This window comes from Nitrososphaerota archaeon (genome assembly GCA_011605775.1).
GTDB lineage: Archaea > Thermoproteota > Nitrososphaeria > Nitrososphaerales > JAAOZN01 > JAAOZN01.
Map to the genome: position 1 here is coordinate 1 of JAAOZN010000003.1, position 16,718 is coordinate 16,718.

Here is a 16,718-nt window from a genome sequence, read left to right on the forward strand (position 1 = left end):
CTCTTAAAGAGAAGGCAGACTCTTGCTGTCTTTCTTACACTCGCCATAATTGGGGCTCTACTTTTCATACCCCAAGCATCAGCAATCACGGTTGCGGTAAGCGGGATAACAAGTGGCGAAACTATAACGCGTGGCGAGGTTAGGAGTCTGACGTTCACCATCACTATAGAAAGCGGAGAGCGGGTACCCATACAAAAGATACGAGTCGTAGTAGATGGGAGCACATATTCAGCGGAGCCGACAGGCGGCTCTTTAGATCCGAGCAACGCGATAATTCCAAGCATTTCGTCTCCGAGCTATCCAGCTGGCTATGGATACGGATATGGTTACCTTTATGGTTACGGGTATAGTTATGGGTATGGTTACGGCTATGGCTACGGTTATCCCTATGGCTATGGTTACGGGTTTGTAGGGCCCACTCAAATACGATACACGGCTCTGCTCTACACAGCGAATTTGGGTTTAGGTCCTCACAGTTTGAGGGTTGAGGTTGAAACTGGTCTTCAACCAACAGGCGTTTTCTCCTCTCAAACTATATCGTTTACCATAGTGGCTCCTCCGCCTGTTCCTCCGGCCCCGCCAGCTCCTCCATCAGCCGCTGAGCTCGAGGCTCTGCCGCCTGAAGAGAGGGCTGCGAAGCTTCTCCAAGTGAGTACTGAGGATGCTGCCCGCAGGGTTGAGGAGATGAGTGTGGATAAGGCTGCTGAAGCGATTAGAGTCATGAACGCTACCGCTGCCGCTAAGATACTCAACCTAGTTAACACAACTAGGCTAGCTGCAATCCTCACCACGCTCCCACTCAACCACAGCGCTCAAGTTACACTCGAGCTCAAAGTCGATAGGGCTGCAGAAGCTGTTCTCACCATGAATGTAACTACTGCAGCGCAGCTCATCCAAACCACTGTTACGATTAACATAACAAGGACCGCGCAGATCGTCGATACGATGGTGGCTGTAAATGTCACCCGCGCCGCTGCGATCGTGGAGCAGCTGCCTACAGAGACCTTGGTGAATCTACTAGTCGAGATAACTAGGCTACCATCAACGCCTGAGAAAGCCGCTAAGCTGTTAGATGCGATGAGTTTGTCGAAGGCTGTTGACGCTGTGAAGACGCTTATAGCGTCTGATAAGCTGCAGACACTCGCCCAGATATTTGCCCACGTTTCAACACCACGCCTTAACGACATATTCAAGCAGCTCACATCAGCCGAGAGGCTAAGAGCACTACCTTATCTTGATGCGGCAACCCAAGCTAGGCTTAAGCACGTGAAAGCCTCTTTCACAGTGGAGAAGGTCGAGGCCCAACCAGGCGCTTCAGTAAAGATCACGCTACAGCTATCAGCAACCCAACCCATACCCGAAGGCGCAGTCACATTCAATGTACCCACAGCATTCAAGACAAAGGCCATCTCCGTAGAGGGGCTTGGAGCAGCGAGCAGAGAAGATGGCAGACTCGTAGTAACCAAATCAGCCGCTCAACCATCCTACTCAACCGCAACTGTAACATTCGACTTGGTGGTTCCGCTCAACGCAAGCGTATCTGTCGGACAAATAGTGAACGTGGCTGTATCGGTTGATGTGCCAGACTTCGCAGTGAGCTTCGACACACCAACAACCATCAGCATAACTGTGGTCAAGCCTACGGTGCAGAGCATATTCAGCGCACTCAACTCATACTTCGACAAAACCGTGAGCGGATACACTGAGGGTAGGGTGCCTGTGAAGCAGGACATCTACGCCCTACTCGACTTCTACTTCAGAGGGAGGGTTGACTAGGATGAATACGCTATCGTTTAATAACTCAACCACACATACCTCTGCGGGTAAGATCATGAAGGCTTCAACCTACCTGCTACTCACCCTTCTGATTCTCGCATCCGCCCTAACGCTCACACCAAAAGCATATTCGCAAGCAGCGTCTGTCACATTTCAGCTCCAAGACGGCTCGGTGAAGGTCGAAGTCACAAGCTCAGTTGATGTACACCAATTCCAACTCTCAATAACCCTACCACCTGGAGCATCCCTAGACACAACCAAAGCAGCTCTCACAGGCTTCATGCAGAACTCAATCCCACTCAGCACAGGAAACGAGTACAGATGGTTCAACCTAGACGCAACACCCTCTAAAACAGGCTCACTAACAGTACCAGCAACAGGGTTAAGTGCCGAGAACAGACCCCAGCTGATAAGGCTTGATCTACTCGACGCGCAGGGAAACAGAATCGAGCTGCTGCAGACCCTACCCCTAACCGCAACACTAGCACCCGTAACCGTCACAACCACGGTCACAGAGACCCGAACTGCCACGGTCACATCAACCGTAACCCAACCAACCACAGTAACAGTCACAACAACACGAACAGCAACGATCACTCAACCAACCACTACAACCATAACATCGACAATCACCCAACCGACAACAACCACCCTAACCTCAACACAAACAGTGACAAAGACAGAAGCCAGAACCGTAACACAGACAACAACACTAACCACAACAAGAACGGAAGTATCAACCACAACAGCGATCAAAGAAGTAGCGGTAGACGCAACGCTCTACATAGTAACCATCGTGATCCTCATCATAATAATCATCATACTCGCCATCCTACTCATCAGACGCAGAAGAACCTAACCCAACAACCCCCCTTTTTTACCTTAGAAACAGGGCGTGACGCTAGGTTTCAGTTTAAGAGCGGATTCGAGAGAAGGCTAAGGTAAATGAGGGGATCTAGGTCAAGATGAGGGTTGATGGAATAACAATAATCATCGAGCCGATCGAATCGATGCCTATGAAGCCTTCAAGACGGAGACGGGTAGCGAAAACCATATGGACGCCAACATACCCGTCTACTGGCTTTGCAAACCTTTAGCGAAAAAGCCTACTAATGTATAAAGAGGGTTAAAGAAGCCCCGAATAGAAAATACGCAGCCTCCACCCCAACAATATACGTCTGGAGGCAAGGTGATGCTCGGCTCAACTTCACCCCAGTATTCGACAACCATTTCTCATTCGTGCTTGCGTTGATTCTGTTTGGTTTAGGTATACCAGATACATACACAGCTTCATCTTTTTGATGACCTCTGTAAATCCTCTTTTACTAGGGTTCTTTGAGGCTACTTACAAAGCAAGAAGGTGTCTATTTTGCTTCGCTGCCTGTTCGCTGCAATATACCTATATATTTGTAGATGATATACGGTTATAGGTGGGGCATATGAGCGAGACTACAACTATAAGGGTTTCCAAAAGGACATTGAGGATGTTGGAGAAGCTGCGTCAAAAGCTTGGAGCATCGACTCTTGACGAAACCATAAAGCTGTTCATCTCGTGGCAGCGCAGACAGAGGCTTGAGGAGGCATTCGGCGTAGACAAGGGGAAGATAAAACCATTTGAGGAGGAGGACCGCGGTGAAGACCGTAGTTGACACATATGCTTGGATTGAAGTCTTCATCGGAAGCGAATGTGGAGAGAAGGCGAAGGAGATCATCCAAAAATCTGAAGAAGTATACACCCCAGACGTCGTTATCGCCGAAGTAGCCCGCAAATATCTGAAAGAAGGGGTGAAGGAGCAGACGATCCTCGAACGCCTAGCAACAATAGAAGAAACCTCAGAAATAACCCCCATAGACAAGAATATTGCTCTGGAATCCGCAAAATGCTATTTGGAACTCGTAGATAGAGCTAAAGAAAGAAAACTTAAAGCCCCGAGCCTCTTCGATGCCATACTACTTGCTACCGCAAGAACACTCGGCGCCAAACTACTCACAGGCGACGAACACTTCAAAGGCATCGACGAAACAATATGGATAGGGCTTTGAAGCAAACCACACGAGATTACGATGGTGGAGGGTTCTTGCTCAGTGTTTGTAGTAGCCCGAGCCCCTCTCAACTAAAACGTATTCGCCTCTCTTATACTCTTCTTCGGCTCTTCTTATCCTACGCACCCCCTCCTCATCCCTGAGCTCTTCGAGTGTGGCAAGCACCTCCTCGATCCTAACCAACCCTTCGTGAAGCTCCTTCAATAGCTCTTTAGGGATGATGACTGACTCGCCCGAACTACACACCACGACTTTTCTTACAGTAGCAGCTTAACGTTTGCCATCCTACATTGATTCGAACATCTTCCCATATCCTGCCTCTATGAATTGTGGACCGATGAGTTCGACGCCTTGCCTAAGCCTCTTACCGTAGCGCTCAGCTAAAACGACAGGAGACCTGTCCCCACATCTGAATGTTTTGCACTGCTGTTAAAGTTGCATTTTCCGCGTTTCATTAGCCTGCCCTCATAGGGAGCTAGGCTTCCTGAGCAGAGAGGGCGGGTCTTGGTAGGGTGTTTTCATATACTTGCCGCTTAGGTAACGTTTGTCTTTCAAGTGAGTGAGGCTAGACGCGCCGTTGGGAAGGTTTATATTGTAAGTATGACTTTTTCAAATTTGTAGGTTGAACTTGGAGATAATGAGGAGGGTTGGTCAGAAGGGGCAGATCGTCATCCCAAAGGTCATTAGGGAGTTTTTAGCGGTCGGGCCAGGAGACGCGGTCATCTTGGAGGTTAGGGGCAGGGAAGTCCTAATTAGACCTAGGGTAGAGCCTGTAAAATTCGTTGAAGACTTCTGTTTAACAGGGTGGAGGAAGCTTGGCGATAAAATCGATCTAGAGAAGCTACTCGAAGAGGAGGTCGAAGAAAGGTTTGTTCTACATTGATTCTAACATCTTCATATACCCAGTCATCTACAATGAAGACGCCATCTCAGAGTCGAAGAATTGCAAAAGCTTCCTCTTGAAGATCGCATCTGGGGGAGTGGAAGCGTACACATCGGTCATTACTTGGGATGAAGTTACGTGGATCGCTAGAAGAATCTTAGGTGTTGAAGCCTCGGTAGCGCTGGGTAGAAAGTTTCTTAGGTTTCCAAACCTAAAGATTCTAGGAATCAGGAAGACAACTATCCTTAAGGCGCAGGAGGTGATGGAGAAGTATAGGCTTAGACCGAGAGATGCTATACACGCGGCTACCGCTATCGAAAACAAGATAACTACCATCGTAAGCTATGATAGAGGCTTCGACAGCGTTAGTGGGTTGAAGAGAATCGAGCCGCAAATTGAAACCTAGTTAAGGTTTAAGAAAGAAGCCAAAAAGAGCGTTAAATCTGGGTTCAACCTAATAACCGAAGATGTCTACGTCGCTTCCCCGCTTCCCTCACCTATAGCTAATGAGCCGAATCGCCAAAACCACACATCACAATTCCTCTTACCCTAGCAGCTTAATTAACGTTTATCATTCCTACATTGATTTGAAAATCATCTTCCTATATCTTGTCATCTACGATGGAAACTGGTTTAAAAATCACTTAAGAACCTCTATGAACTGTAGACTGGTGAGTTCGACGTCTTGCCTGGGCTCAACACCCTCAACCTCCAGATAGGCTTCGATAGCCTCTCTAACGCGCTTCATCAGCTCGTCTAGTGTCTTGGCTTGCGTGTGGCAGCCAGGTAGCTCAGGAACCGAAGCGATGTAGTATCCGTCTTCATCACGCTCAACGATCACAGCGAACTTCAACCAAACCTCCCGCTAAAGCTGCCTAGACTTTAGACTAAAACATTTCTCCGAAATCTCTTGAGACCACTTCTCACCCCCCATCGTTTTTATATCTTCACACTCATGTAGGATGTTACTTTTCTTCACGATTTACGCCGCTGAGATTAGAGGACCCCAATCGCCTTAGGGCTAAACTAAATCAGTATCTGGAATTTCTAGTGGAGTTCGCTGGAAAGTGCAGGGGAGTGGAGCGTATGCAAGTAAACATGCCTCGAAGGGGGAATACGCAACCTCCAACCTAATGATCTATCACATAGTGGTGATGATCGTGGCTTTCTTTGTCGCCCCTTGTTTAAACATTTTTTGATCGCTGATATCTGGATAGGAGTAGTTAACGGGAGACCAGCACGTTAAATGAGAGGAAAATGACCTACTACCAACCATATATGAGCGTTCTTGGTGTTTTCTTTCCTCTTAACCTAAATTTGAGCGTCAAAAGTGATTTCATCGCTTGTCTGTAAGCGAGGCTAGTTTGAGTAGGTATCCTCCTTCTGGTCCGATGACCTCTAGTTTGCCTGTGAGGGGGTTGGGTTTGAGCCCTAGGGTTTCTAGGGCGTGGGTGCCTAGTAGAGGTGTGGGTGTGTCGAGTTCGGCTACGAAAGCAGGTCCTCTTCTGCCTTCCGCTTCCACCTCAGCCAAGTAGAGCTTCGCTCTAACCCTTCTTTTGTCTGCGAGTGTCAGCTCCACGTTGAAGGGTGTTTCGAGGAGCCCGGTTTCAGAAACGGTTTTGGGGTCGAGCACGATGTAAGCTGAGCCGGTGTCAACCAGCGCCCTAACGCTCTTTGATTTCTTTCCTCTGATAATGAGGTCTAAGTAGGTGTAGCCCACTTCAACCACAATGTTTAATGATCAGCTTAACTATATATTTTCATCGCTTGTGTCGGTTGCGCTAGTTCTTTCTCCGCCTCCTTTATGTCCTTTTGTCTATCAGCAGAAAATACTACTTAGCGTCTATAAGTCTATCTATTTTGAAACCGCTATCTACGGCTCTTCTGGTGTAGGTATTGTGTGCTAGGGGTCTTCTTTCTGGTCTGCGTGATGAACTCGCTTCTGTTCTAAGGTTCTCGGCTGCCTCGCATCGTGGTGTAGCTGGTATTTTGACGTTATGTTTCGTCAATCTACTTGCTCTTCTCCTTAATCTTCGACTGTAGGCTGTTGACGTATGCTTCCACTTTGCTGAACCATCTATCAAACTCTTCTTTTACTCTATCCTTGGGGTAGTTTCCGTTGTAGAAGTAGTTTATGTGGAGTGTGCTGATGAATTCGTCGAAGCTCGCTCTATGTGGCTCGGGCAAACCTCTTCTGATGGGGCCCCATCTGCTAACGTCTGTCGAGAGGTAGACCATAGAGGCTATTCTAGCGGCGTGGAAGAGCGCGTCAAATGCTTCTCTGCAGAGTCTATCTCTGTCGAGCGGGTTGGCTGTTTCCAGCGCGAGCTTCAGAAGCGAGGATGCTACTCTAAGTGAAGATTTAGCTTCTTCAAATGTTGGGTCGCCAAGCTCCCGACCGTATTTGAATAGGTATTCGCCGCTACCGTACAGTATCTTAAAAGCCCCTAAGACCCCTCTTAAAAGCCCCTCACTAGGCTTCTCGTCGACGCTGAAGACTAGTATATCGATGTTAACAGGCAGGTCGTTGGAGTTCACGGCTTCAAGATATCTGGCGTAGTCTTTAGTCCTCTTGGTTATCACGAGGAGGTCTATATCCCTAGAGTACTTCGGTCCGTAAACAGATGAACCGAACTGTATTATCTCAACTATATCTTCATCGCACTTCACGAGCCTCCTACAGAGCTCCTCCAAATACTCTTCTTTCATTTCTTCACGATACCTCTCACTCTATCTTGCCTCAGCCTGGTATTTGGATTTTACGTGTTCACGGTTCCGTTGAAGCTTTAAGAACTCCTCTTTGCTTGCGCCTGCTAGGTATTCTTCGATGAGTATCTTTGGGTCCTTTCTCATAGGATTGGCTTCTGCCCCTTTAGAATCCTATCTTTTAGTAGTGGGTGTAGTGAGTTGTATGTTGACACATCGACCCTTCTGCCTAGGGTTTCTTCGAGCTCGATCTTTAAGCCGGCTAGGTCTAGTAGGCTCTTACCAGGCTCGAATTCGACTAGGATGTCTACGTCGCTTTCCTCGCTTCCCTCACCTCTGGCTAGTGAGCCGAATATTGCTGCCTTCTTTACGCCGAAGCGCTTCAACACTGGTAGTATTTGCCCGCTGAGTTTCTCAACATCTACACACAACGTCGTTCACTTCTACTGTCCGAAGCTTCTTCTAGGCTCCTCTCCCCAATTGAGGTTTTCCATCGTGGCTCACGCATATAGCACCATACCTGCCTTCCTCTGCTATGACCTTCCATATGGGTCGAAGACTATTAAAAGAGCACCCTAAGTAGCAATGGTACGAGTATTGTTGAAGCTAATGTTACTACGATGGCGACTAGAGATGCTTTCATAACCCCGTATAGGTCGTCTATTCTTCTGTTTACTTCGCTGACCCTCGCATCCACATACAATTTCAGCTCAGCAGCGAGCTTCTCCATATCCTCTTTAGAGGCCTTCCTCAAGGACTCCATATCCTTCTTCAAGCCCTCTACGTCTTCCCTCAAGGATTCTATATCCTTCTTTAAACCCTCCATAGCTACCTTCAAGTTCTCTACGTCTTCTTTTAAACCCTCTATCTCTGCCTTCGTAGCTACCCTTAAGTTCTCTATTTCCTCTTTCGTAGCCTTCTTTAAACCCTCTATGTCATCTTTTGTCGCCATCTCCTTCGATACCGCTAGAAGCATCGCCCTCCTCAGCTGCCTGTTTCTCAAAGCCTCTGGGATCAGTTCTTCAGCCAGGGCTCTCCTAAGCTCCTCATCCCTCCTAAGCTCCTCCAGAAGCTGTCTACCAGTGGACATGCCTTCGCCTAGAAGAATCGCCATCTTCCAATATAAAGGTAGCTGTGGAATTGCTTCTCTTCAATTAACCTCTCCTAAACATTAGTAAGACCAGCGGCGGTGACTAGAACCCACGGGGGATCACATTTGTCGATATCTCACCCACGAGTTTTGGTTGATTGGTTTATTTTCTATTCAGCTTGGTGTCAGGTGTGTTTGGAGCATTAGGGGTAGCCCTTTGACGAGTTTACCCGTCGTTGGATCCACCTTGTAGCCCATCTGCTCTAAGGCTACTGCGCCTATTAGTGGTGTTGTGCCCTTAGGTCTTTTGATGATCGGTGATTGAGCTATTCTATCCTCTATCTTTATTATTGCGTTGGCCACAAGTTCCACACTTCTGGCTCCCTCTGCGGTTTCTGCTGGGTGTTCGCCTAGGCTCGGTAAAGCGAGCTCAGCGATTATTTCCTCGGGGAGGGCTGGGAAGGTTGCCTCGGTGTCGACTAAGGCTTCCACCTCAGCCTTCTTCACATCGCCTAGTTTCAGCTTCCCCTCTAAGTATTGGATGTAGTGGGAAGCGTTGTAGAATGTAGCCTTCACATAGGTGTGCCCCAACGTATCCGCCTCAAAAAGATGATTGTATAAGCGTCTAAAATGTTTTTGCGCTTTGAGCCCCCAGCGCTGAGCGGAAACCAACGGCTCCTTAGGTGCCTGTGTATTTTTAGAGTAGTAGAGTTGCTCCAGTTAATTTAACGCCCTCCTTCGGATCTAATGTTACTCCATACTTATCCATGGTACCAGAACCTACTATTAGTTCTGGTAGACGTATTCTCCCACCCTCCACTTCAATCTCCTCGATGAATTCATCTACGATGAATACTGTTTCAGGGAGAACGAAGCCGTCTACTACTATGATGATCTGAGCATATTTGTCCACTTGAATGAATTCTCCATCGATCCAGTAGAGCTTTATGGGCTTGCCGAGCTTCAACCACTTGGCACCAAAGCTTTCCTCGAAGAACTTCCGCTGAACAGCTGTAATCCCCGAGCCGCTGTCGAATAGAGCGGTGCAATTAACCTCCCTATCCAGAAACCTTATCCCTACACTCTTCAAGACACGCATCAGCTATACCAAAAAGATGATAGAAGCCGGGGTAAATAAGTATTCTTTTGTTGACCCCAATTCATGTGGCTGTGCGAGCCGATGTGAAGCAAGCCTTTTGTGCGGCTCTTGGGTAGAATCTACTTCTTCAGCCAGCTTCACCTAATCCTGTAGTGGTTCTGCTGATGCCAACCCGCCCATCTAAAACTCACATAGCTAGAGTGTAATAAAAGGTGCTGTTAACTTAAGGGCTGCTCACCTCCTGGTGTCCTTTCAAGCTTTCCAGTCACTGAGTTCACTTTGAAGCCTAGGACTTCGATGGTGGTGTATCCGATTATGGGCATCTCTTCATCTCCCCCGATTGCTATAAGGATGGGTCTCTTGACGCCTTCTATCTCAACTTCACCTGGTGCGAGGTCTCTTTTCATGGTTCTTCCATCCCCTAGCATGACCTCAGCTTCGTATTTGGTTTGGAGCCCTATCTTGGAAGCCGCAGACCTCGGAATCTTCGTGAAAGTTGCCCCAGTATCTACAAGCCCCTCTAGCTCGCCGCTGTAGACCCTAAACTTCACGCGGGTCTCGCCCACCTACGGTTAGTCACCGAGAAGGATTGTGTACTTCGAGTGTGATAAGTCTTTCCTCTATCTAAAAATTGGAGGGGCGTCTCTTGAATTTAGGAGTGGGTTCGCTGAAGTAACTAATGTAACGTGCTGCGCCTTGCGGTATTTCTCCTCTCGGCAAAAGGCCTGGAGAATTTTTACACTAATACTCTTCTTGAGCGTGTTGTTGGAGGGGTCGAGAGCTGGTTTTCTTTTCTTTACTCGCTCTCTGTGTGGTGTCTTCATCACCTCCTTTAGTTGGCTTGCGGTGCTTTGGCTTTTTGGGATGTTTGGTTCGCTTTCTCTCTTAGTGCTAGGTAGGTTGCTGCTAGCGCTGCTGTGGTTGAGGTTGTGTATGCTTTGAGGTATGTGTTGAACCTTTCGTATGTTATGGTTCTGCCGTCCTTGTTTGTGTAGACTGCTTGGAAGCCGAGTGTTTCTAGGGATTTTGTGCCGTCTAGGACCCAGCCATCTGAGTTTAGGTTTGGTGGTGTGAATGCGATTACGGTGTGTTCTTCTTTGATGTGGTAGGTTATTGGGTTTTCTGTGGTGTAGTTTATTTTCTTGAATGGTGCTTCCAGCATCTGTGTGTTGGTGTTTGGTGTGATTATTGCTGATCGGCTTATGTCTATTGTTTTGCTGGCTTGTAGGATGTCTTCGTATCCGTTGACTGCTATTAGGTGTTCTGGTTGGTATATTCTTCCGACGTATTTTTCGTTTATGAAGATGGTGAAGGCTTCGTTTTCGAAGATTGGTTTGAGGTCGGTTTGGTTGTAGAGGAAGTTGTAGCGCAGGTAGTCTGCTTCTTTTGCTAGAAGTATGTATTTGATGTTGAGTGGTGATATGAGTTCTCCGAAGTTGTTTATTTGTTGCGTTTTTGATAGGAGGAAGTCTATGTAGCGTTGAGCGGGATTCGTGGATCGTGTGTATATTGGTCCTACTTCGATGTTTTGGGCTTGTATGGTGGGTTTGTTGAAGAAGAGTTTGGCTGGGTTTGCTATGTTTGAGCCTGCCCAGGAGAAATGCATGTAGTTGTGCCAGGGTAGGAAGAGTGTGTTGAAGTCGTCTTTGTCTGAGTTTAGGAATTTGTTTACTTCGTACCAGGGTTGTGGGTAGTCGTAGGTCTTTAGCTGGCCGTTAAAGCTTAGGAGCATGTTGAATTGGTATATGAGGGGTAGGGCTAGTAGGGCGGCTAAGATTATTGGGTGTAGTTTTCTGAGTTTTGAATCTTTGAGGTGTTTTGTGATGGCTGCGACGCCTATGCCGCCTAGGTGTGCGTATCCTAGGGTGATGAGTGCGACGAATTTGTGTGAATCTCTGAAGGCGCGGTAGAGTGGTAGGTTTTCGTATAGGAGTAGGTTGAGTGGTTTGAAGATGCCTGATGTGCCTGTAGCGAATACTGCTGATGTTATCATGCATATTGCGATCCCTTTTATGTATGCTTTCTCTTGTTCTCCTCCTATCTTTGGTCCGTGGTAGAGGCCTATGGTGGCTAGTATGATGAAGATGAGTGCTATGTAGTGCCAACCTTGTATGGTGTTGAAGGTGTATTGGTAGCCTTCTCTCCAGAATCCGTGCATCGAGGCTATGGTGAAGTATATGTTTTGCACTATGGGTTTTGCTGAGAAGATGTATGCGTCTTCTGTTGTGAAGTGGGTTATGACGGTGTCTTTTGCTGTTAGGAGTGGTATGAGCCAGTAGGTGTTTATGACTGTGTAGAGTAGTGCTGCTAATGTGAGGTGCTTTAGGGATTGTTTTAGTGTTGGAAGGTTGCTGTGTGATAGGTTGTGTGTGAGGAAGAGGAGGAGGCAGGCGAAGGATGCTAGGAGCGTCATATGGAGGCTGAAGACCGTTATTAGGCTGAGCCAGATGGCGTAGCTGACTACACTTCTCCTACCTCCCTTCTCTAGCAGATGCATAAATGATAGTAGCGCTGAGGGGATGAGGGCGTAGCCTAGTAGGTTCGCCCATTGGCCTGATAGGAAGCGGACGTAGGTGAAGGGGTTGATTGTGTAGAGGATGCCTGAGAAGTATCCTGCTTCGCGTGAGATTCTGGCGGTTAGTCTATAGGCTGAGAGGCCTGTTAGGAAGAAGATGAGGAATATGACGAGTTTTTGGAGGAGCCAGGAGGGGGCTATGAGGTTTAGCCCGCTTAGTAGTAGTTGGAATGGTAGCTCGGCGTAGATGTATTCTTCGTAGCCTCTAAGCCCGTAGAGGTCGTTGGCTACGTTAAGGGTTGGTGGGAAGGTCCAGTCTAGGGCGAAGAAGTAGCCGGTTGAGGTGATAGATGCTCCGAGGATCAGAAGAGATAGAGCGGCAAACGTGATCGGCGGTAGATAACACCATTTTTGGATCAAGTATTAAGATCTTCTCTTGGTTCAAGTGTTGCAGTAACTGCTACATAGAAGAGCGGGATGCCGAGTGGTCCTTTGATAGATGTTATAGTGAAATGTTCAGCTATTGCGGAAAGGCACTCTACATATGTGTTAACGTGCTCGGCGAAAATATATCTATGACCTGCGGCGAGGATGCTCCAAATATAAGCTAAAGGAGTGGGGAGCGGTGGCATAATCCCTACTATAAAACTGCCAGCTGTTTTTAGACTATTTTTTATGTTTTGAAGCGCTAGCTTAATGTCCTTAAGATGATCTAACACAGATACAGATACGCAGTAGTCGAAGACTTTGTTCCTAAACGGCAGTTTGTGAATATCGCAGCAGATGAGTTCTACATATCCACATTGGCTTGACCTTCTTATCATATTCTTAGCAGCTACCAGGGCACCTTTGTCAACATCCACACCAACCACAAGCTTTGCAACCCTGCTTAGGGAGGGCATCAAAACACCGTTCCCGCATCCAGCGTCCAAAATCCTTTCAACTTGCCCCCTTATTCTTAAAGCATGTAAGACAATTCTAAGCCTATAGATACTAACAAATCTAACAAAAGGATTTGGATGGGTGTAAAGCCTCCCCATAGGTTCAAGAGCAAGCCACTCTCTGTCAGGAATAATGAATTTGACTAAGATCTTTTCACCAACTTTATGCGTCAGCCACAAAATCTGTTAAGCGTTAACTTCGAACGTGGCAAAACGAGCTGACAGATGGTGTTACGAGTGAATGTAAATATAGATCTCTATGAATGTAAGTAGGCTACATCCTAGTATGAGAATGAGCAAAAGTAGATACTCTTTTAATATATTCCTTAACTTTTCTTTACTAATTTTATATCTCCACAATAGGCCCAGTCCCAATCTGCATTTTCACCCGCTTTGGTAACAAAGATAATAGTTACTTCTTTACCTACGTATTTACTCATATCTACTTCATAGTAATTCCAACGCCGTTCGGAAATGTTCACTATGGGATTTAGATGCTTATGAAAAAGTAAAGTGGGATTGCTATTCCCTTCTTCAACATATATTTCAAAGATCACACCGTCACCATTCTTATACCAAACATTAGGATCTAGTGCTATTTTGAATTTTAAGAGTGATGGCGCTTCTATTCTTAATTTATATTTAAGATATAAACCTACTTTGCTGTCATTATTAGGAGGTGGCGGATGCATGAAAAGCGCGTTGAGTGTTTCACCTTGAACACCTAATGTAGTAGAGTAAACATATGGAATAGGCGTGTTTGGTGGCAGGTACCCTTCAAAAATTGGAACGCTTAAAGCACCTACTGGTGTGTAATATTCTGCGCGGGCTTCGCTTACATGTTTGACAAAATCATAGGTATCAGCGGGACTTGTTACATATGTGAGCATTAACGCTGCGACTATACCGAAAGTAAGTAGGCGGATGTAAGGAAATTTGTTTTCTTTACGATTGGTCAAAGGAATTTCTTCTTTGTATATCTTCATGGTTATATGCGAAATTATCAAAATGAATACGAAACCAGCAAAATCTAACCAGAACCACCAGTTATACTTCCCTACCATCAAATTCGTGTAATCAGGCCAAGGTTTGTAGTGGAACAATATATGTCGGAAACCCATAGAAAGCAAAAAGTATGTATAGGCGAGTAAAGTAAATAACCCATAAAATAGGCGAAAACTTGCTTTACCGAGAAGGATGATCGAGAGAGCGAGCAAATGGAAATAATAATATGGTTCGCCTAACCTGTAATTTAATATGAAAACAGGTAAAGAAACCAGTAGTATTCCTCTAGTTATATTCTCGGGAAGGATGCTCTCCTGCGCCCTAAATAGGATGTCCGAATAAAAAAGCGCAAATACAATGAACGCATAAGTAAGATAATTTGATAGCTGTGCCAGTAGATAAGGCGGAACCAAGTCGAGTAATGAGATAAATTTCCATACCGAAAAATCACGAAATTGTATTAATGGATCTATCAGAAGCGCGTGCAATAACGCTTGTGAATCCAAGACGTAAAAAAACGAGAGAGGTATCAGAAATGTTGAACAGAATACCACTACCCACTTTAAACATTCGTTTAACTCTTTGTTTAAAAATTGACAAGAGCGCGATTTAAGCAATTTTTTAAGAGGCGGACCAACTCTTATCACAAGATAAAAAGGTATCAGAAACCATATGACTTGATAAGAAAGGCAAGAACACCCGAAGTAAAATGCGCCCTTCTTTTCTTTAAAATATTTTACGGAAAGAAGAAGGAAGATTGTGACAATTACCTGCACAAAGAAACCCCAACCTATCACCACAACTAGAGCAAAAGGGTTCAGAAGCCAGTAAGAAAAAGCAGACTTTTTACCCGAAATATTCGCAATCTCTTTAGCTACGAAGATGTTTGCTACAGCTATAAGTAACTTGAGAGTTATGTGAAAAGGAATAGAGGATAAAGAAGTTAATGAGTACGCTATCATGACTGGTAATAAAGTCAGCGGTGGTGTCCACCATCTTCCTGTCTCAGCTCGGTATTCGATTGCATACATATTAAACTGCGTGTAAGGATTCACCCCTTTTGACAGAGCTTCTCCAGCTTGAAAATACCAATCATATACATCCATTTGCCAGGTAAAGGGTAAAATAATTGCAATAATTACGGCATAAACAAGTAAAGGCCACTTGTATGCTATGATGAATCTCCTCAAGCCGGAAGAAATCTGGCAACCGACGTAATATGATTTCAAGAATCTTATGTCTCCATCACACGTAATATTCCATTAAAAATTTACTTAAGATGGTAATAGTAAAGTTTGGGACAACCATGGATCTGAGAAAACAACCTCCGTCTAAGAAGATAATATTGAATAGAAACGTTACCCTTACACATCGCCTTTAAAACTTCGGCATCAGATACCCTCCTTAATCGCTGAGTTCTAAACCTAGCCGCGATAACCGCTCTAAGATTGCGCAGGATCCAAAAATAGGCTTTGATCGTGTAGAGGACCCTTGAACGTTCACCGCTGGCGAGGAAGTATAGCATCGACAGCACATCTAGAACAACCCTTCGAGGAAGATATCTAGACAGGCTACTTAACGAATAGTTCTTGATCATAACAATTATGTTATTTCTCTGCTTCAGATACCACTTGCCCTTGATGTCCGTGCCGCCACCCCAATGGTAGACCAGCGAATCAGGCACGCACACCACCTTATAGCCGAGAAGCCTCATCCTCCAACACAGATCTATCTCCTCCATGTGAGCATAGAGAAGAGGGTCAAGCAGACCAGCCTTCTTAACCGCCTCTGTGCGTGCAAAGAGCGCAGCACCCGATGCCCAAAACACCTCCACCGTAGAATCATACTGACCCCTATCCTCCTCCACTGTGTCGAAGACCCTACCTCTACAGAACGGAACACCATACACATCCAACATACCGCCACAAGCACCGCTATACTCAAAATACCTCGGATCCCTTAGCCAGAGGAGCTTCGGCATCGCAGCCCCGATAGACTCGTCACGCTCAGCAACCTCAACAAGCCTCTTCAGCCAATCGTGTTGGACGGCAGTATCGTTATTTAAAAGGACGACGTATTTACCATTTACCTCCTTTAAAGCAAGGTTATTACCACCGATGAAGCCGAGGTTAACCCCGCTTCTAATGATCTTAACCTTACCCCTAAACAACCCTTCAACAGCGTCCACAGATCCATCATCTGAACCATTATCAACCAGAATAACCTCATAGCTGCTGTAATCTGTGTTAAAGATCGAGAATAAGCACCTTTTGAGCATCTCAAAACCCCTATAGTGAACAACCACTATAGATACAAGAGGCTGCTTATACTCTAAAACCATCCAGGCTCAAGAAGAACTAGAAGCTTCAGAGTGATGATGTTACGATAGGTTGTGTTTGAGTAGCCGGTTGTATATTGCTGTGAATGAGCTTATGTATCTGGTTATGGTTTTGAGGGTTGAGTTGTGTGGGAATCCTCCTAGTAGGCATCTGAGTTTTGCTTTTAGTATGCCGAACCACCTCTCTATTCTGTTTCTCATCTTGGATGTTTCACGCCCCTTGTTTTGGTGTTTCGTGCCTATACTCTAAACCTAGCCTTTCGAAGGCTTCCCTATACCAGGGTCCCTTGTCTACGAGGAATAGTGGTTTGTTCTCACAGTA

Annotated in this window: 21 protein-coding genes; 6 read left to right on the top strand and 15 right to left on the bottom strand. The window is 46.0% G+C overall.

What is annotated here, in order from left to right:
- The 4 genes from HA494_00035 to HA494_00050 form a co-directional block, all read left to right on the top strand.
- The coding region (locus HA494_00035; protein ID NHV96171.1) for a hypothetical protein at nt 1-1,776 on the top strand (1,776 nt) is incomplete at its 5' end.
- A 1-nt stretch (nt 1,777) separates the two neighbouring features.
- Nucleotides 1,778-2,635 carry a hypothetical protein gene (locus tag HA494_00040; GenBank protein NHV96172.1) on the top strand — a complete coding sequence of 286 codons (858 nt, stop codon included), beginning with the start codon at nt 1,778-1,780 and terminating at the stop codon, nt 2,633-2,635.
- A gap of 580 nt (nt 2,636-3,215) precedes the next feature.
- Nucleotides 3,216-3,425 (top strand): VapB-type antitoxin, encoded by a 210-nt coding sequence (locus HA494_00045; protein ID NHV96173.1) that lies wholly within the window; start codon nt 3,216-3,218, stop codon nt 3,423-3,425.
- A complete protein-coding gene (locus HA494_00050) occupies nt 3,409-3,819 on the top strand; it encodes a type II toxin-antitoxin system VapC family toxin (protein ID NHV96174.1) in 411 nt (136 codons plus the stop codon). Before HA494_00045 ends, HA494_00050 begins: the two co-directional genes overlap by 17 nt.
- A gap of 39 nt (nt 3,820-3,858) precedes the next feature.
- Here HA494_00050 and HA494_00055 read toward each other — a convergent pair whose 3' ends face one another.
- Nucleotides 3,859-4,065: a hypothetical protein gene (locus tag HA494_00055; GenBank protein ID NHV96175.1), complete on the bottom strand. Its 207-nt coding sequence runs from the start codon at nt 4,063-4,065 to the stop codon at nt 3,859-3,861.
- A 376-nt stretch (nt 4,066-4,441) separates the two neighbouring features.
- On the opposite strand from HA494_00055, the gene HA494_00060 reads away from it, so the two are divergent.
- Together HA494_00060 and HA494_00065 are read left to right on the top strand one after the other, a co-directional pair.
- Nucleotides 4,442-4,702, top strand: coding sequence for an AbrB/MazE/SpoVT family DNA-binding domain-containing protein (locus HA494_00060; protein NHV96176.1), 261 nt, complete (start codon nt 4,442-4,444; stop codon nt 4,700-4,702).
- A complete protein-coding gene (locus HA494_00065; GenBank protein NHV96177.1) occupies nt 4,689-5,108 on the top strand; it encodes a type II toxin-antitoxin system VapC family toxin in 420 nt (139 codons plus the stop codon). Before HA494_00060 ends, HA494_00065 begins: the two co-directional genes overlap by 14 nt.
- Nucleotides 5,109-5,342: 234 nt before the next feature.
- Here the strand turns inward: HA494_00065 and HA494_00070 are convergent, their stop codons facing one another.
- The 14 genes from HA494_00070 to HA494_00135 form a co-directional block, all read right to left on the bottom strand.
- Nucleotides 5,343-5,555, bottom strand: a complete 213-nt coding sequence (locus HA494_00070) for a type II toxin-antitoxin system HicB family antitoxin (GenBank protein ID NHV96178.1) — start codon at nt 5,553-5,555, stop codon at nt 5,343-5,345.
- A gap of 483 nt (nt 5,556-6,038) precedes the next feature.
- Complete coding sequence (locus HA494_00075; GenBank protein NHV96179.1) at nt 6,039-6,395, bottom strand: hypothetical protein; 357 nt, start codon at nt 6,393-6,395, stop codon at nt 6,039-6,041.
- A 139-nt stretch (nt 6,396-6,534) separates the two neighbouring features.
- Nucleotides 6,535-6,711 carry a hypothetical protein gene (locus tag HA494_00080; GenBank protein NHV96180.1) on the bottom strand — a complete coding sequence of 59 codons (177 nt, stop codon included), beginning with the start codon at nt 6,709-6,711 and terminating at the stop codon, nt 6,535-6,537.
- A gap of 1 nt (nt 6,712) precedes the next feature.
- Nucleotides 6,713-7,411, bottom strand: coding sequence for a nucleotidyltransferase domain-containing protein (locus tag HA494_00085; protein ID NHV96181.1), 699 nt, complete (start codon nt 7,409-7,411; stop codon nt 6,713-6,715).
- A gap of 140 nt (nt 7,412-7,551) precedes the next feature.
- Nucleotides 7,552-7,839, bottom strand: a complete 288-nt coding sequence (locus HA494_00090) for a nucleotidyltransferase family protein (GenBank protein ID NHV96182.1) — start codon at nt 7,837-7,839, stop codon at nt 7,552-7,554.
- A 131-nt stretch (nt 7,840-7,970) separates the two neighbouring features.
- The gene (locus HA494_00095) at nt 7,971-8,522 is read right to left on the bottom strand and encodes a DUF1640 domain-containing protein (protein NHV96183.1); all 552 of its coding nucleotides are present in this window, start codon (nt 8,520-8,522) and stop codon (nt 7,971-7,973) included.
- 150 nt (nt 8,523-8,672) lie between these two features.
- Entirely contained in the window at nt 8,673-9,089 is a 417-nt protein-coding gene (locus HA494_00100; protein NHV96184.1) for a hypothetical protein, read from the bottom strand.
- A gap of 106 nt (nt 9,090-9,195) precedes the next feature.
- Nucleotides 9,196-9,597, bottom strand: coding sequence for a retroviral-like aspartic protease (locus HA494_00105; protein ID NHV96185.1), 402 nt, complete (start codon nt 9,595-9,597; stop codon nt 9,196-9,198).
- 218 nt (nt 9,598-9,815) lie between these two features.
- Entirely contained in the window at nt 9,816-10,163 is a 348-nt protein-coding gene (locus HA494_00110) for a hypothetical protein (GenBank protein NHV96186.1), read from the bottom strand.
- A 266-nt stretch (nt 10,164-10,429) separates the two neighbouring features.
- Complete coding sequence (locus HA494_00115) at nt 10,430-12,532, bottom strand: DUF3367 domain-containing protein (GenBank protein ID NHV96187.1); 2,103 nt, start codon at nt 12,530-12,532, stop codon at nt 10,430-10,432.
- Nucleotides 12,529-13,152, bottom strand: coding sequence for a class I SAM-dependent methyltransferase (locus HA494_00120; protein NHV96188.1), 624 nt, complete (start codon nt 13,150-13,152; stop codon nt 12,529-12,531). Before HA494_00120 ends, HA494_00115 begins: the two co-directional genes overlap by 4 nt.
- 227 nt (nt 13,153-13,379) lie before the next feature.
- Nucleotides 13,380-15,248: a hypothetical protein gene (locus HA494_00125; protein ID NHV96189.1), complete on the bottom strand. Its 1,869-nt coding sequence runs from the start codon at nt 15,246-15,248 to the stop codon at nt 13,380-13,382.
- An 80-nt stretch (nt 15,249-15,328) separates the two neighbouring features.
- Nucleotides 15,329-16,399, bottom strand: a complete 1,071-nt coding sequence (locus tag HA494_00130; GenBank protein ID NHV96190.1) for a glycosyltransferase — start codon at nt 16,397-16,399, stop codon at nt 15,329-15,331.
- Nucleotides 16,400-16,438: 39 nt separating this feature from the next.
- Nucleotides 16,439-16,597: a hypothetical protein gene (locus HA494_00135; protein NHV96191.1), complete on the bottom strand. Its 159-nt coding sequence runs from the start codon at nt 16,595-16,597 to the stop codon at nt 16,439-16,441.
- Nucleotides 16,598-16,718 lie beyond the last annotated feature (121 nt).